Below are 15671 nucleotides of genomic sequence, written 5' to 3'. Positions count from 1 at the left end.
GATTGTGACGGGCACGTGCGTCGATTTGAGTTTCGCCGATGCACGGGTGAGCCGCGCTCGTCAGTCGCCCCGTCGCCGCGACAACCTTCGCGCCGCACCAAAATGACGCGGCGCCGCGCTTCACGTCCGCCGGCCAGGTAGCGCGGCGAGGCGCCATGCACCCACATTGGCGCTTGCCTGCGACCGCGTTGCATCGCACAATCGGCTTCATTCCCTCCACCGGTGTCCGTCCATGGCCTACGCCTCGCTCGCCACTGGCGTGCTGCTCGCCGCCGGCTTCGGTTCGCGCTTCGATCCGGACGGCCTGCACAACAAACTCCTTGCCCGGATGCCCGATGGCACGCCGGTCGCGCACGAAGCCGCGCATCGGCTGCTACACGTCGTGACGCGCGTGCTGGCCGTAGTGCGACCGGGTTCGGACGCCCTCGCGCGTCTGCTGAACGACGCCGGTTGCGACGTGGTATTCGCGTCCGACGCCGAACGCGGCATGGGCGCGAGCCTCGCCGCCGGCATCGAAGCGAGCGACGACGCCGAAGGCTGGATCGTCGCGCTCGCGGACATGCCGCGCATCGCCACCTCGACGATCGAGACCGTGGCAATCACGCTCGACAAGGGCGCATCGTTAGTCGCGCCGTTTTATCGGGGACAGCGCGGGCATCCGGTCGGCTTCGGCATCGAGCATCGCGAGGCACTGCTGGCGCTCGACGGGGACACCGGCGCGAAATCCTTGCTGATGTCGCAGTGTGTGACAAAGGTGGAGGTCGACGACCCGGGGATCCTGCGGGACGTGGACACGCCGGAGGATTTGCGCAACGTCTAGCGTGAGTGAGCGGCGTGCAGGCGCCGCTCGTAGTGCGGCCTTGATCCCGGCGCGGGTTTGAGTGCATACTGTATATCCATACAGTATTTTTGTCCGCATGGGCTGCCGCTTCTCGTCGCGCGCCCACGGCGCGTCCGCATGAAGCGCATTCCGATCGAACCGTCTTTTGCCGCATGGCGCCGCACGGCGCGAGAGCTACTGCGTCAGGGTGCTGAGCCGGGGTCGATCGAGTGGGTCGAGGTTGAAGGCGAGATGGCTGGAGAAGGCGAGTCGGAGGCTGGGCGCGATGCGCGGCTTCCGGGTGCGGCCCAGACAACCGTAGATACCGCCGCCGCCCTCGACGCCCTGACCACCGCCCCTCCTCTCACGGCGCCCGCCATTCCCCGCGACCTCCTCGCCCAGTTGCAGACGGCGTCCTGCTTCCGCGCGCCGGATCGCTGGGCTCTGCTTTATCGCGTGCTGTGGCGTTGGACGCACGGCGAGCGCCACGTCGTCGATCCGGCTGACTCCGACGGCGCGCAACTCGCGCTGCGCGTGCAGTCGATCGAACATGAAACCGACGAGCTGCTGAGCTTCACTCGCTTCAGACTGCGCGATCCCTCGATGGGCCTGCCCGAATTCGTCGGCTGGTACGAGCCGCGGCACGATATCCTGAAGCGCGCCGCCGCGCGGTTCGCCCAACCCATGGGCGACTCCACGTGGATGCTAGCCACCCCGCACGGCGCGGTGTTCTGGAACGGCATGCTGTTGCGTATCGACCGGTGCGCAACGGAAGAAGACCAGCAGGCTGTGCCGCCTGACGTCATGGCGGGCGAAGCCACCACCAGCGAGCCCGCCGAAGCACTCTGGCTCGCCTACTACGCAAGCGTCGTCAATGCGCTGCCGACGCCGGCGCGGCTCTCCTACTGGCGCACACCGCCCGCCGGTCCGCCGCTGCCCGCGCACCTCGCGCGCAAGCGCAGCCGTCTCGGCGCGCAAGCCGTCACTGTCACGGTGCCGCAGACGCCGCCGGTCGAATATTCAGCGCTCACGCCGCCCTTGCGTGAGGCGGTCGGCCCGCTCGCCGCGTGCCGGCGTTGCGCGCTGTGGCGCAACGCGAAGCAGGCCGTCGCGGGCGCCGGGCCGGCCCACGCGACGATCATGGCCATCGGCGAACAGCCCGGCGAATATGAAAACCAGCACGGCGAACCTTTTACCGGACCCGCCGGCCAACTGCTGGACGCGGTACTCGCGCGCGCCGGTCTCGACCGCGCGGCGCTGTATCTGACCTATGCCGTCAAGCATTACAAGTGGGAAACGCTCGACCAGCAGCGCGTCCACCGCACCCCGGAGCGCCGCGAGGTCGAGGCTTGCCGGCACTGGCTGGAACAGGAACTGACGCGCGTCGCGCCGCGCGTGATCGTGACGCTCGGCGCGACCGCGCTGAAAGCGCTGACCGGCGCGCACGTCAATCTGTCCGAATATGTCGGGCAGACCATTGCTCATCGCGAACGCCTGATCGTGCCGACGTGGCATCCGGTGTATGCGCTAAGAACGGCAGACGCGCGCTTGCGCGCGGACATCGTGGAGAGCATCGTGACGACGTTTCGCCGGGCAGCGGCGCTGGCGGTGGGGGGCGAGTAGTTTTTCTGATCCGGATGAAACGGTCAGAAAAAGGTGCGATTGACTCCCTGCAAACGGGCTCATGGGCTGACGCGACAGGCCGCAGCAGCAGCGCGATGCCCGGGCACTTTCCTCGCGCGAGTCGCATGCCGAATGCATACCGCCTTATCCCGCCAACGAAAATCCCGCCTTCCACCGCCAACCGACGGTGAGTCAATTCAGGAGCCCCCACGCTCCCAACCGGTGAGCCTCTACGGGAGCCCGCCAAACACAGTCCAACACAGCCAGCCACACCCAGGCACACCCAGGCACACCACTTGCGGCCCCACAACCGCCGCGCAAGCCGCATCGATTCGGCCTAAGCTGATGTGAGCCCATGTTTTCCGCGCGGACCGGGCCCTGAGAGCTCTAGCTCACGCATTAGCCGGCCGCCCGCGCCCAACCCTACCGCCCCAATGAGCGAAACCAGCCCACGCCTGTTCATCGTCTCGCCCCATTTCGACGACGCCGTTTTCAGCTGCGGCGCATTGCTCGCCGCTCACCCCGACGCCTCGGTCTGCACGGTGTTCGCCGCGCCGCCGGAGCACGAGATGCATACCGAATGGGATCAGAAGTCGGGTTTCGCGAATGCCTACGAAGCCATCCACGAGCGCACGCTTGAGGACAACCGCGCGCTGGAGGTGCTCGACGCGATTCCGCTGCGCATGCCGTTTCGCGACAGCCAGTATGCCGACTCGCCGTCGATCAGCCGGATGGCGGCAATGCTCGAAGAAATCATTTATCGCAGCACCGCGAATACGCTGCTGATGCCGCTCGGCCTCTATCACGACGATCACGTGCGGGTCTTCGAAGCCTGCTGCGAAATCCTGCCGCGGCTGTCGCATCTGGTCTGGTTCGGCTACGAGGAAGCGATTCACCGGCGCACGCCCGGCGTCGTGCAGGCGCGCCTCGCCGATCTTGCGCAGCGCGGCATCGTGGCGACGCCGGCGCATCCGAGCGCAGCGCATACGATCGACGTCCAGCGCCGCGCGCAACTCAAACGCGAGGCGGTCAATGCGTACGCCAGCCAGTTGCGCGCATTCGGCGCGGGCAATTACGACGACGTTTTCGCCACCGAGCGTTACTGGCAGCTCAGCGTTGGCCGTCGCGGAAGAAAGTGACAACACTGAGCAGCGCGGCGCGCGGCAAAAACGCCTACGCTTGAAGAGGATTGCCGGCGTCGGTTCGAGCGCGGATTGTCCGAAGCGCTCGAACCGCATGCGTTTCAACTACAGGGTGATGCGATGAGCTACGACATGCATACCAGTCCAATTCCCGACCCCAATGCCGATCCGAACCGCGACCCGGAAGCCGACCCGCTGGTGCCGCCGTCGCCCGGCCATCACGTGGAGGAGCCGCAGCGGCCCGACGGGCCGCCTGACAAGGATCCCGTGTGACCGGGCGCATTGCATCGCGCGGTACGGCGCGGCGCGGTGAAAGCCGCCGCGCCCTGCACCGCGACGCCCGAATCAACGCGTCAGTTCGGTGAAGCCCTGCAGCAAACGGTCGATATCGGCGGCGTGGATATTGCCCATCGTCGAAATGCGGAACAGTTCGGCCGACAAGCCGCCCTGCCCCGCATAGATGACGAAGCCGCGCGCCTTCAGCGCGTCGTGCAATTGCGCATACGCGACGCCGTCCGGCAACCGGTACGCGCGCAGCACCACCGACGATTGCTCCGCTGGCAACACGCTGCGGATGCCCCGCTCGGCGAGCCCCGCCCGAGCCTGTTCGGCCAGCGCCGCATAACGCGCGTGACGCGCGCGCCAGCCGCCTTCGTCGGCGAGTTCGCGCAGCGCTTCGACGAGCGCGTAGTACGCGTGAACCGACGGCGTGAACGGCGTGTTGCGCTGATCCTGCAAACGCGCGAGCCGCCCGAGATCGAGGTAGTAGGTGCGGCTCGCCGCCTGGGCGAGCGCCACGCGCCGCACCAGCACGAACGACGCGCCCGGCACGCCGTGCAGACACTTGTTCGCGGTGGCCGCGACCGCGTCGAGACTCGCATCGGCGAAATCGATCGCTTCGGCGCCGAAACTGCTCACGCCGTCCACCAGTAGACGCAAACCGCGCGCGCGGCACAGCGCGCCGAGCGGCGCGAGGTCGTTCAGACGGCCCGTGGTCGTTTCGTGATGAATCACCGCGACGTGCGTGAACGCCTTGTCCGCATCGAGGCGTTCGGCGATCTTCGCGAGGTCCGGCGCGTGCATCCAGTCGTGCTTCAGCGATTCATGCGCGATGCCGTATTGCATGGCGATCTGCGAAATGCGCTCGCCGTACACGCCGTTTTCCACCACCAGCAGCTTGCCGTTTTGCGGCACCAGCGCGGCGCTCATGCTTTCGACGGCGGCCGTGCCGGAGCCGGTCATCAACACCGCCTGCCATTCATTCGCATCGAGACCGTACAGATCGACGAGGCGCGTGCGGGCCTCTTCCTGCAAGTCGAAAAACTCGCTTTCGCGATGGCACAGATCCGTCTGCAACAGGCTATGGCGAACACGTTCGGTGAGCGTCACCGGACCGGGATTGAGCAGCAGCATGGGCGCTCCTTTACTGTGATTTCAAGCGGCGCCGATGTGGCGCATCAGGCGCGTCTTCACATCGGGCGGGGTGATGGTGGGACGCGGCAGGCCGTCCGGCGTGCCGCGGCGAATCGCGAGGCGCACGAAGCGCGGGCCGTCGAGCGGCGGCGCGTCGAAGACCTGATCGAACACCGCTGCGTCGTCGCTTTCGACCGCCGACGCATAACCGCACGCCGCGGCCACACCCGCGAACGACACTTGCGACGACACCGTCGCCTGGCCGCCGGTCGAATCGTGCGCGCCGTTGTCGAGCAGCACGTGCGTGAGATTGCCCGGACCGTAAGCGCCGAGCGTCGCGAACGCGCCCATGCGCATCAGCGCGGCGCCGTCGCCGTCGAGCGCGACCACGTGCAGGTCGGGACGCGCGAGCGCGAGCCCGAGCGCGAACGGCGTCACGCAGCCCATCGAGCCGACCATGTACAACTGGTTCGGCCGGTCGTCGATCGCATAGAGTTCGCGGCCGCAAAATCCGGTCGACGCGAGCACCACCGTCGATTCGAGCGGCGTGTGCGCGATGACCTTCTGCAACGCGTCGTGACGCGAAGCCAGTTCGGCCGCCGCGACGTCATGGAACTGCGAGCGCGGCGCCACCGGCGCACGGCGCGTACTCGCGCCGCCGGCTTTCAACTCGTACGGCGCCACGCTGCCCTTCTGCATCACGAGCGCATACGGGCGGCCGGTTTCGTCCATGTGCGCGATCGCGCGATCCAGCGCCGGGCCGATCGCGTCGGCCTCGGTCGGGAAAGTCTCCCAGGGAATCTCCATCGTGTCGAGCATCGCGGGCGTGACCGGACCCATCAGCGCGTGCTGCGGTTCGTCGGCGACACCGGGCTGGCCGCGCCACGTGACAATCAGCAATTGCGGCAGACGGAAGGTCCACGTGAGCGACGTAAGCGGGCTCACGGCGTTGCCGAGGCCGGAGTTCTGCATCATCGTGATGCCGCGCCGGCCATGCTTCGCGCCGAGCGTGACGCCCGCGATCAGCGCGACCGCATCGCCTTCGTTGGCCGCCGACACGTAGTGCAACGACTCGTCCTGCAACACGTAGTTGATGAACGGCGTCAGATACGAGCACGGCACTCCTGCGTACCAGTCGAAGCCGCGCTCACGCGCCGCCTCGACGAACTGTGCGGCTTCGATCATTGCGCCGCTCCGTTCGCGGCGCTCTTCGCCGCACTTTGCACCGCGCTGCCGCCGCCCGCCCCCGCGAATGGCGCTTGCGCATGCGCGAAGTCGCCCGCACGGCGGAAGTCGTCCAGATCGTTCACGCCGCGCCAGTGGCCATGCACGTATTGCACCTCGATCGATTCACCCGCTTCGATCAGCGCGTTCAGCAGCGCGGGCATGTCGAGCGAAGCGAAATCGGCGCGCGCCTGCAACCGGCTCATCACCGCCTGCAGACGCTCGCGGCCTGCGTCGCGCACGTTCAGCAGACCCACCCAGCGGCCATGCGGCGCTTGCGCGGCAATCTCCGCCGATGCGTTCTGTCCGCTCGACACATGGCGCAGCACGACCTTGTTGCCGAACAGTCCGCGATCGTCGGCGGCCGAGCACCACGCGAAATCGCGCACGCTGGCGTTTTCCGTATCGGTCAGCGACGAATCCACCACGACGCTGAACGCCGCTTCGCTCTCCACGAGATCGCGCAGGATGTAGCTGCGGAACAGCAGATCGCCGTACGAGACGACGGTATCGCCGCTCAGCTTGTCGAGCGCGCACGCGAGCGACGCGAGTTCGCCGGTTTGCGCATGCTGTTCGTTGACGACGAGCTTGATGCCCGCCGTTTCGATCGCATCGGCACGATAGCCGCCGACCACGGTGATGTCGTTGACGCCCTGCTTCTTGAACGCGTCGACGAGCCAGCGCAGCAGCGGCTTGCCCGCGATCGGCAGCATGACTTTCGGCCGGTCTTCGGTGACGGCTTCGAGGCCCTTGCCGCGGCTCGCGGCAAGGACGACCGCGGCGCCGGCCGCGCGGCCGCTCGACAGATAGCGGTCTTCGGCTTCGGAATATTCATCGGCGTCCTGCAAACGGAAGATTTCGTTGACAGCGGCAATGCTGTCTTCGACGTTCACGAGCGTCTGACTCGAATGAATTTCCTTCGCGACGGCTTGCATCGCCGAGGTTGCCGAGCGGATCAGATGATTCGCCCAGATCACCGTGCTGATGCCCGCTTCGCGGAACACTTCGGTCGGCGTGCTGTAGTACTTGGTCGGCACGATCACGAGCGGACCGCGGCCAGCCCATTCGCGCGCGAATTCGAGAATTTCATCGGGACGCGAGAGCTTGCTGTGAATCAGGATCGCATCCGCACCGGCTTGCCGGTAGGCTTCCGCGCGACGCAGCGCCTCGTCCATGCCCCAGCCTGCGATCAGCGCTTCGACGCGCGCGACGATCGAGAAATTTTCGTCGGACTGCGAGTCCTTGCCGGCTTTGATCTTGCCGCAGAACTCGTCCATATCGGCGAGCGGCTGCGCTTCGCCGTTGATGAAGCTGTTGGTCTTCGGGAATTGCTTGTCTTCGATACAGACGCCTGCAATGCCGCGCTGTTCGAGCTTGCGCACGAGGCGGCGCACGTTGTTGAAGTTGCCGTAGCCGGTGTCGCCGTCGAGCAGGATCGGCAGATCGCTCGCGTCGGCCATGAATTCGAGCGTGTCGACAACCTGGGTCCAGCTTGCTTCGTTGTTGTCGCGCACGCCGTATTGCGCGGAGATCGCAAGCCCCGAACCCCAGATCGCCTTGAAGCCGGCTTCACGGACGATTCGCGCGGACAAGCCGTTATGGGCCTCCATCATGAATTCGAGTTCGTTGCTAAGGAGCATCTGGCGCAGACGTGCGCTGCGGGATACGGAGACGAAGGCGGGTTGGCGGGCGTTCATTTTCTACTCCTGATAGCGGGCTTATTGGTGCTCTTATTGCCCGCCTGGCGACGGGAAAATCGCGACTATAGCGGAATTTTTATTTATTCGTCTTTTCGATGACAGCGCGTTTTTCTGCGTTGCCGTTAAGTGGAAAAATGTGTCTTTTTTTGCGTTTTCCGCAATACTGCAGCGGGTTTTGGATTTGATTGGCGTTTTGTGGCGGTTTGACGCGCTTTCGTGGTGAGCACGGGGTTGGCGCCGGGCCGGCCTGTTTCAGGCTTTACCTGAGTCATTAATAGCCGTAGCGGGTCGCTTTTTTATATCGCTTGTTATTGACGCAGACCGATTAATTTCATGACCGCGCTCTCAAGTCGTCATTGGCATTAAACGACGCGAATAACAATAAGCCGGCAATGGAAAATCCAGATTAAAACCGTCGCGGATCGCGCAGTGAAAGCTGCCGCCCGGGCGAGCCAAACGGCTTATAGATCAGACGAATAACAACCTGAAACAACGGGTTTCCCCTGCCTGCGGAGCACACCGTGTTGCGCCGTAAACAACGTTAGCGACAAGCTAATCGCTGCCAGGCAAACTCAACTCCGCCCGATCACCTGCAAAAGCCACTCTCATTGCTATGACTCTGAACAAAAAACTGACGTCCATGATCGCCGTGCTGTGGATCGGCCTGATCCTGATCGGCGGCTTCGGCGCATGGCAAAACCGCGCGTCGATGATCTCGGACCGCCGCGATCAATTGACCGCGCTGATCGACCAGGGCAACCACATCGTCGCCCATTACTACGCGCTGGCCCAGCAGCGCACCCTTTCCGAGACCGACGCCAAAAAGCAGGCGCTCGAGATGCTGGCGGCCATGCGTTACGGCAAGGACGGCTACATTTCCGTCAACGATTCGCAGCCGGTCATGCTGATGCACCCGTTCAAGCAGGAACTGGTCGGCAAGAACCTCGCGCAGTTCGCCGACCCGGCGGGCAACCATCTGTTCGTCGCGATCGTCAACGCGGGCAATCACGACGGCGGCGGCTTCGTCGACTATCTGTGGGCGAAGCCCGGCAGCGAGCAGCCGGTCGCCAAAACCAGCTACTCGATGCACTTCGCGCCGTGGGATTGGTATCTCGTCACCGGCATGTACATGGACGACGTGCAGAGCGCGTTCTACGCGAATCTGCTGCGCTGGCTCGCGATCACGGTGACGCTCGGCGCCGTTGCCACGGCCGTCATGCTGCTGGTGTTGCGCAGCATTCGCCGCTCGCTCGGCGGCGATCTCGAAGTGGCCGTCGAACATGCGCAACTGATGGCGCAAGGCAATCTCGCGACGCGCGTACCGGTCGGCCCGCACGACAACGGCAGCCTGCTGCACGCGCTACAAACCATGCAGGCCGGTCTCGTCGACACGGTGTCGCGCGTGCGTCTGGGCACCGAGAACATCAACATCGGCGCGACAGAAATCGCCGCCGGCAATACCGACCTCTCGCAACGCACCGAGGAACAGGCTGCGGCGCTCGTCGAAACAGCGTCGAGCATGGATCAGATGACCGTCAACGTGAAGCAGAACGCGGACAGCGCGATGCAGGCCGCGCAGCTCGCCGGCCAGGCGGCGGACGTAGCCACGCGCGGCAGCCGCGTGGTCGACGACGTGGTCCGCACGATGGGCGAGATCACCGCCAGCTCGCGGCAGATCGGCGACATCATCGGCGTGATCGACGGCATTGCGTTCCAGACTAATATTCTCGCGCTCAATGCGGCCGTCGAAGCGGCTCGCGCGGGCGAACAGGGACGCGGCTTCGCGGTGGTCGCCGCCGAAGTGCGCAGTCTCGCGCAGCGCTCGGCGACGGCGGCCAAGGAGATCAAGGCGCTGATCGAAACCTCGACGAATACGGTCGAAACGGGCGCGTCGCAGGTCGCCAATGCGGGCTCGACGATGGGCGAGATCGTGCACTCGGTGCGTCGCGTCAACGAAATTCTCGAGGAAATCAGCCATGCTTCGCGCGAGCAGAGCGCGGGCATCGAGCAGGTCAATCGCGCGGTGGGCGAGATGGATCAGGTCACACAACAGAACGCGGCGCTCGTCGAGCAGGCCGCGGCCGCGGCTCATTCGCTGAAGGATCAGGTGGGTGTGCTGCGCGAGGCGATTTCCAGCTTCGCGTTGCCGGGTTGAGGGTGTTGGGGCCGGCGTGGCTGGCGTGGGTGGCTTGCCCGGCGCTCGCCACGTGCAAGCAGGATCGGAAGCCCATAAAAAAGAAGGCGCTCGACAGGCGGAGAGCGCCCCTTTAACACGCCGCGTCGGAGTCGACGCATCAATCGAACGAGCCAGCCGCGCGGATTTTTCAAATCCACGCGGCTTTTTTACGGCCATATGAGTGGCTGCCTCGCGTGGCGCATTGCGGTCTAGTTGCCTCGCATTCTGCCGACGTCCACCCCGCTCGACAACGCAACGAACTTGAGCCGAATTGGGTATCACCGGATTCGGCTTAACCGTTTTCAAACCAACAACACGCTTACGATAATCGCCGTTTTACAACGCGAGCCCCACAGCGGTCTTCGCCGACGAAGCCGCTCATGAGCGCGCTCCGTCAAGACTGGCCGTCATGCTGCTGCACCGTCCCCTCCCTGCTCGCCATCGCCGCGAAGCCGTGTCCGGCGTGCTGATGGGCATGCGCCGCAGTATGGAACGCCTGGGTTTGCGCCCCGTCGGCACCGTTGCCACGCTGGGCGGCGGCACGGTGCGAGACGTCTTGCCCGGTCACTCTCCACTTGCGTGGATCTCGCATACAGATTACGTTCTCATTACAATCGAGGCGACCAAGGTCGTGACAGGCGTGCGGCATCGCGCGAGGACCGGCGTCGATCGTGATGTCGGCCGCAGGCTTCGCGATACACATGCCGGTCGTGCGCGCCCATTGGCATCTCAAAATGTCGAGCGCCGCCGATCCGGACGGCGCAAGTTAATCGCGTTCTCGAGTTCATTACCCGCAACCAATGATCCAGCAGAAAAAATCGCAGTCGCATGATCCCTACGCGTCCGTCGCGAAGAACCCCTTGCTGGCCGCTCGCCTGCCCACCTGGCGCTCGAAGTTCATCGTCCTGCTGGTGTTCGGCGCGTTCGCGGCGCTGGCGGGCCGCGCGCTGTGGGTGCAGGTGGTGAACCGGGATTTCTATATCGACCAAGGACAAAAGCGCTATCAGCGCACCATCGAACTCGACGCGACGCGCGGACGGATCGTCGATCGCAACGGCTCGATGCTTGCCGTGAGCCTCGCCACGTACGAAATCTGGGCCACCCCCAGACAGGTCGATGAAACCGCCGCCGTGCCGCTGGCGAAGCTGCTCGACCTGCCGCTCGCGGAATTGCGCCGGCGTCTGAACGGCGACAAGAGCTTCGTCCTGCTCAAGCGCCAGGTGGATGCCGACACCGCCGCCCAACTGTCCCGCCTCGGCCTCGCCGGCATCACGCAGATTGCCGATTCGAAGCGCTTTTATCCCGAAGGCGAATCGGCGGCGCACGTGGTCGGCTTCACGGATATCGAGGACAACGGCCAGGAAGGCGTCGAGCTGGCCGCCAACGAGCACCTGCTCGGCGTGCCCGGGCAGCGCGAAGTGATCCGCGACCGGCTCGGCCGCGTGGTGTCCGAGACCCGGCCGCTGGTGCCGGCGCGCAACGGCGAGACCGTCCATCTGACGATCGACCGGCGCATCCAGCAACTTGCCTATGGGCAACTGAAGGAAGCGATTGCGAAGCATCACGCCGAAGCCGGCAGCGTCGTGGTGCTCGACGCGCGCAACGGCGAGATTCTCGCGCTCGCCAACTATCCGAGCTTCGATCCGAACGACCGCGCCCGCCTGACCGGCCGGCAACTGCGCAACCGCGCGGTGGTCGACACCTTCGAACCCGGATCGACGATCAAGCCGCTGGTCGTCGCCCTCTCGATCGACGAGGGCAAGGTGCGGCCGCAAAGCGTGATCGACACGGCCCCCGGCTGGTACAAGATCGGGCCAGCCGTGATTCACGACACCTCGAATCACGGCGTGATGACGGTCTCCGAAGCGGTGCAGAAGTCGAGCAATATCGCGCTCGCCAAGCTCGCGCTGAATCTGCCGGCAGAGACGATCTGGACCAAGTATCAGCAATACGGGCTCGGACTGAGACCCGAGCTGACCTTTCCGGGCGTGGCGTCCGGCAAGGTTCGCCCGTACAAACGCTGGCGCCCGATCGAGCAGGCGACCATGGCGTATGGCTACGGGCTGTCCGCCTCGCTGCTGCAGATGGCGCAGATCTACACCGCCTATGCGGGCGACGGCACGATGCAACGCGTCAGTCTGCTGCGCAACGGGGCGCATGCCGCCGCGCCCTCCGTGGACACCGACCTCGCCGTGACGAAGCCGGCCACCGCGCGGGCGATCCGCGCGATGCTGGAGATGGCCACCGGCGAAGGCGGCACGGGACGGGCGGCGGCGGTGCCCGGCTACCGGATCGGCGGCAAGACCGGCACGGCCCGCAAACAGGTCGGTGCGACGTATGCGAAGAACCGCTATCGCGCGCTGTTCGTCGGCATGGCGCCGATGAGCGACCCACGGCTGATCGTCGCGGTCATGATCGACGACCCGGCGGGCAAGGCGTTCTATGGCGGAACGGTGGCTGGGCCGGTGTTCAGCGAAGTGACCGGCGGCGCATTGCAGTTGCTGGGCGTGCCGCCGGATGCGCCGGGCATTTGACGCCTCGCCAGCACCACCCATGCCTGACCGGCAAACTCAGTGTTCCGCCTGATCGTCGCCCGGCTTCACCAGCGCCTCGATGCGATTGCGACCATTGCGTTTGGCCTGGTACATCGCACGATCGGCTTCCTCGATCATCTCGCGCCCGAGCGACACGGCCCCGGCCGCCGTCCCGCCGACCCTGCGCGCCGCCACGCCGATCGACACGGTCAATGCGATGCGTTGGCCATGATCATCCTGCAGATCCAGCCGTTCGACCGCCAGCCGCACGCGCTCGGCGACGGTGAGCGCATCATCCCGGTCGCCTTGCAGCAGCGCGGCGAACTCTTCGCCGCCATAACGCGCGACAGTATCGCCCAACCGCACCTGTTGCCGCACGCAGGCCGCCACCACCGCCAACGCGCGGTCGCCGGTCTGATGGCCGTAGGTGTCGTTGATGCGTTTGAAACCGTCGATATCGATGAACAGACATGCCACCGGTACACCATAACGGACCGCGCGCATGAGTTCCTCGCGCAGCCGCTCGTCGAAATAGCGGCGATTGGCGAGGCCGGTCAGCGAGTCGGTCATACCGAGCTGCTTGAGTCGCTCGCGATGCGCGACATTGTCGAGACTCGCCGTCACGACACTCGCGAAGCGCTCCAGAATGTCCGTGGCCATGCCGTCGCCGAAACGCGCGGGGTCGTCGCTGCCGAGGCATAGATAACCGCTGACGGTGTCGCCCGCGGCAAGCGGCAACAGAATCGCGCTCGCCGGCGGTGGCGCGGCGCCGAAGAACGCGTGACGCACGGTGTCGCTCAGTTCGCCTGGCTTGCCGAGCCACGGCCGGCCCTCCTCGCACAGGTCTCGCGCGGCGAGTCCGCCTTCGCGCGAGGTCTTCAGATTCGCCTGATCGAGCGCGCGCAACGCGACGGGCTCGAGCAGGTCGAGCAGCATCGGAGCGCGGTCGTCGAGCCATAGCGTCACGCTCGCCAGCGAGAATTCCTGCGGCAAATGACTGAACAGGGTGTCGAGAAACGAGGCGAAATCCTGCGCGCCGATCAATCGCAACTCGACATTCTGGAAACGGCGCAACGTGCGCTCGTTATGTTGCACGGTATCGACTAGCGAGCGAAGGCGGTCGGAGAGCGGCGTTTGGGCGAGATTCGTCACGTTATCAGGATGCGAGCCCGAAGGCGAAGCGGGGATGGCGGCCCCAACCGCTCTAATAACGGCCTATCCCGCGAGGTCTTGAGGGTGAGAATACGGCGCGGACGCTGATGCGCCTCTTAAGTTTCGCTTAATTCTTCCCTGCAACCATGCGCACACCATCCCCTGTTAAGCCGCCAGAACATCGGCGGTCTTTTTTCTTAAGGGTGTCGACGACGCGCCAAAAGACGGGCTGCAGGCCCGCGCAGAAGGAGTCAAATCATGGTTGAAAAGACAGTATTCGAGCATTTGCGCGCCATGCCCGGCATTGAATGGGTCAGCCAGATCCACACCTGCAGAGTCTCCGACCCGTTGCAACCGCCTTGGGGACGTTCGTACCGTCTCGTCGAATGGACCATGAAACACACGCCCGAATCGAGCCGCCGGGTCGTGCCCGCCGAAAGTACACCGCTCGAAATCGCTCAGGCCGTCGTCTCACACGTTCCCGGCCGCCGCTTCTGCCAGCAAGGTAACGAATAAGCGCTGCCGCGCTCCCCACTCATTGTGCTGCACGCGTCGAATCGCAGTACGCCAACGCGTCATCCAGCCTGTCGTTGCCCCAGAACATTTCATTTCCGACGAAGAACGTCGGTGCACCGAATATCCCTCTGGCCGCAGCCGTTTCGGTCTGTTCGCGCAGGCGCAGTTTGTTGGCGTCGCTTTGCGAGTCGGCGATGATTTGCCGAGCGGGTAAGCCGAGTTCGGCAAGCGCGTCGCTCACTACCTCCGTCGAGCCGATGTCGCGGTCATCGGCAAAATTCAGTTGCATGATCTTGCGGCAGTAGCCAGCCATCCATTGCTGATCCGCGCCCAGCAGCGCCACGCGCATCGCCAGCAGCGCCGCACGCGGGAAGGTGCTGGGCCGCACGAACGGGATATCGTATTTGCGACATTGCCGCTCCATGTCCTTCCAGACGTATGCGCCCTTTTCCTTCTGCAGTACGAATGGTGAGTTGGTGAAGCCGAGATCGCGAAACACAGGCCCGAGCAAGAACGGTCGCCATTGAATCCGCACGCCATGCGCGGCTGCCAGCGCCTCGATTCGCATGACGCTCAGGTAACTGTAATTGCTGCCGAAGTCGAACCAGAACTCGACCCCCGGTGCGAAGGAAGGCGTTGAAGAAGACGCGGCGCCATTCATGTTGCCTCCTATATCAAGCATGCCCACTCGTTGCCGCCGATGGACTATGCCTTGCAATGCTTAACAGTCGCGTGTGACGGTTCTCCCTATGATGAACCTCCCGCACATGCCACGTTGACGGTCCGCAATGAACTATCCGTACGACATGCTCACCGCCGTCTGTCTTTTCATCATCGCCGTGTCGTCATCGATTCTGCTCGCGCTGTCCTGACCTCACTGAAGCCACTCGCACGGTTTGGCGAGAAGCCGTTGACGCACGCCGCACGGCTTCGAAATAAGACAAGCTATACTGTGCATATATACAGTATTTTTCGTCTGAGCAATGCGTCTTCCTCCCTTCGAATCTCCCACGCTCGCCGAGTTGCGCGCCTGGTGGCGAACGCGCGACGAGCGGGCCGTCCAACGGCTCATCCTCGAGATTCAGCGGCAGCGGCTCACGCTGCTGGAGTTGCGCAATCTGATCGATAGCGGCGTTCAGCAGGCACGCGCCACGGATCGCACACTGGTCGAACGCGGCGAACCGTTGATGACGCTACGCATCAGGATCGCGCAGGAAGTGCTGCGGGTCGGCGACATCGACGATACGCAGCAAGCAAGCCGCGCCGAACGGGACAAGGTCGCCGTTCGCACGCAAAGCCAGATGGAATACGCCCGCGAAGGCCGTCTGCAACGGCAACGCCGCAACATCTAGCGCAAACGCACCTAGTGCA

The 15671-nt window shown here is 64.8% G+C and carries 13 protein-coding genes and 1 pseudogene; 9 read left to right on the top strand and 5 right to left on the bottom strand.

The window, feature by feature from the left end; all coding sequences use genetic code 11:
• The first annotated feature begins 232 nt into the window (after window positions 1-232).
• From ACZ9H4_RS18075 to ACZ9H4_RS18060, 4 genes are all read left to right on the top strand, one after another.
• Window positions 233-820, top strand: coding sequence for a nucleotidyltransferase family protein (locus tag ACZ9H4_RS18075; RefSeq protein ID WP_408156185.1), 588 nt, complete (start codon window positions 233-235; stop codon window positions 818-820).
• A 138-nt stretch (window positions 821-958) separates the two neighbouring features.
• Window positions 959-2443, top strand: coding sequence for a UdgX family uracil-DNA binding protein (locus ACZ9H4_RS18070; protein WP_476120088.1), 1485 nt, complete (start codon window positions 959-961; stop codon window positions 2441-2443).
• A 434-nt stretch (window positions 2444-2877) separates the two neighbouring features.
• Window positions 2878-3582, top strand: a complete 705-nt coding sequence (locus tag ACZ9H4_RS18065) for a PIG-L deacetylase family protein (protein WP_408149019.1) — start codon at window positions 2878-2880, stop codon at window positions 3580-3582.
• Window positions 3583-3657: 75 nt separating this feature from the next.
• Window positions 3658-3858 carry a hypothetical protein gene (locus ACZ9H4_RS18060; protein ID WP_408149081.1) on the top strand — a complete coding sequence of 67 codons (201 nt, stop codon included), beginning with the start codon at window positions 3658-3660 and terminating at the stop codon, window positions 3856-3858.
• Window positions 3859-3930: 72 nt separating this feature from the next.
• Here the strand turns inward: ACZ9H4_RS18060 and ACZ9H4_RS18055 are convergent, their stop codons facing one another.
• The 3 genes from ACZ9H4_RS18055 to aepX are packed head-to-tail and all read right to left on the bottom strand — an operon-like array spanning window position 3931 to window position 7919.
• On the bottom strand, window positions 3931-4998 hold the full coding sequence (locus ACZ9H4_RS18055; protein ID WP_476120086.1) for a 2-aminoethylphosphonate aminotransferase: 1068 nt from the start codon (window positions 4996-4998) through the stop codon (window positions 3931-3933).
• Between the two features lie 21 nt (window positions 4999-5019).
• Window positions 5020-6183 carry a phosphonopyruvate decarboxylase gene (aepY, locus tag ACZ9H4_RS18050; protein ID WP_476120084.1) on the bottom strand — a complete coding sequence of 388 codons (1164 nt, stop codon included), beginning with the start codon at window positions 6181-6183 and terminating at the stop codon, window positions 5020-5022.
• Window positions 6180-7919 (bottom strand): phosphoenolpyruvate mutase, encoded by a 1740-nt coding sequence (gene aepX / locus ACZ9H4_RS18045; RefSeq protein ID WP_476120082.1) that lies wholly within the window; start codon window positions 7917-7919, stop codon window positions 6180-6182. The genes aepY and aepX overlap by 4 nt, the downstream gene beginning before the upstream one ends.
• 616 nt (window positions 7920-8535) lie before the next feature.
• On the opposite strand from aepX, the gene ACZ9H4_RS18040 reads away from it, so the two are divergent.
• The 3 genes and pseudogenes from ACZ9H4_RS18040 (at window position 8536) to ACZ9H4_RS18030 (ending at window position 12632) form a co-directional block, all read left to right on the top strand.
• The gene (locus tag ACZ9H4_RS18040) at window positions 8536-10077 is read left to right on the top strand and encodes a methyl-accepting chemotaxis protein (protein ID WP_408149011.1); all 1542 of its coding nucleotides are present in this window, start codon (window positions 8536-8538) and stop codon (window positions 10075-10077) included.
• A 430-nt stretch (window positions 10078-10507) separates the two neighbouring features.
• Window positions 10508-10720: pseudogene (locus ACZ9H4_RS18035) on the top strand (TRIC cation channel family protein); the annotation flags it as partial.
• A 178-nt stretch (window positions 10721-10898) separates the two neighbouring features.
• Window positions 10899-12632: a peptidoglycan D,D-transpeptidase FtsI family protein gene (locus ACZ9H4_RS18030; protein ID WP_476120080.1), complete on the top strand. Its 1734-nt coding sequence runs from the start codon at window positions 10899-10901 to the stop codon at window positions 12630-12632.
• A gap of 36 nt (window positions 12633-12668) precedes the next feature.
• Here the strand turns inward: ACZ9H4_RS18030 and ACZ9H4_RS18025 are convergent, their stop codons facing one another.
• Entirely contained in the window at window positions 12669-13784 is a 1116-nt protein-coding gene (locus tag ACZ9H4_RS18025; RefSeq protein ID WP_408149007.1) for a GGDEF domain-containing protein, read from the bottom strand.
• A 258-nt stretch (window positions 13785-14042) separates the two neighbouring features.
• Between ACZ9H4_RS18025 and ACZ9H4_RS18020 the strand changes: the two genes are divergently transcribed.
• On the top strand, window positions 14043-14300 hold the full coding sequence (locus ACZ9H4_RS18020; protein ID WP_175160068.1) for a DUF2866 domain-containing protein: 258 nt from the start codon (window positions 14043-14045) through the stop codon (window positions 14298-14300).
• A 19-nt stretch (window positions 14301-14319) separates the two neighbouring features.
• Here the strand turns inward: ACZ9H4_RS18020 and ACZ9H4_RS18015 are convergent, their stop codons facing one another.
• Window positions 14320-14961 (bottom strand): 2-hydroxychromene-2-carboxylate isomerase, encoded by a 642-nt coding sequence (locus tag ACZ9H4_RS18015; protein WP_408156269.1) that lies wholly within the window; start codon window positions 14959-14961, stop codon window positions 14320-14322.
• Between the two features lie 322 nt (window positions 14962-15283).
• Between ACZ9H4_RS18015 and ACZ9H4_RS18010 the strand changes: the two genes are divergently transcribed.
• A complete protein-coding gene (locus ACZ9H4_RS18010; protein WP_408149005.1) occupies window positions 15284-15652 on the top strand; it encodes a hypothetical protein in 369 nt (122 codons plus the stop codon).
• The last annotated feature ends 19 nt before the right edge of the window (window positions 15653-15671 follow it).

This window comes from Paraburkholderia sp. TE9906 (assembly GCF_056279605.1).
This window is presented reverse-complemented; position numbering and strand designations above follow the sequence as displayed.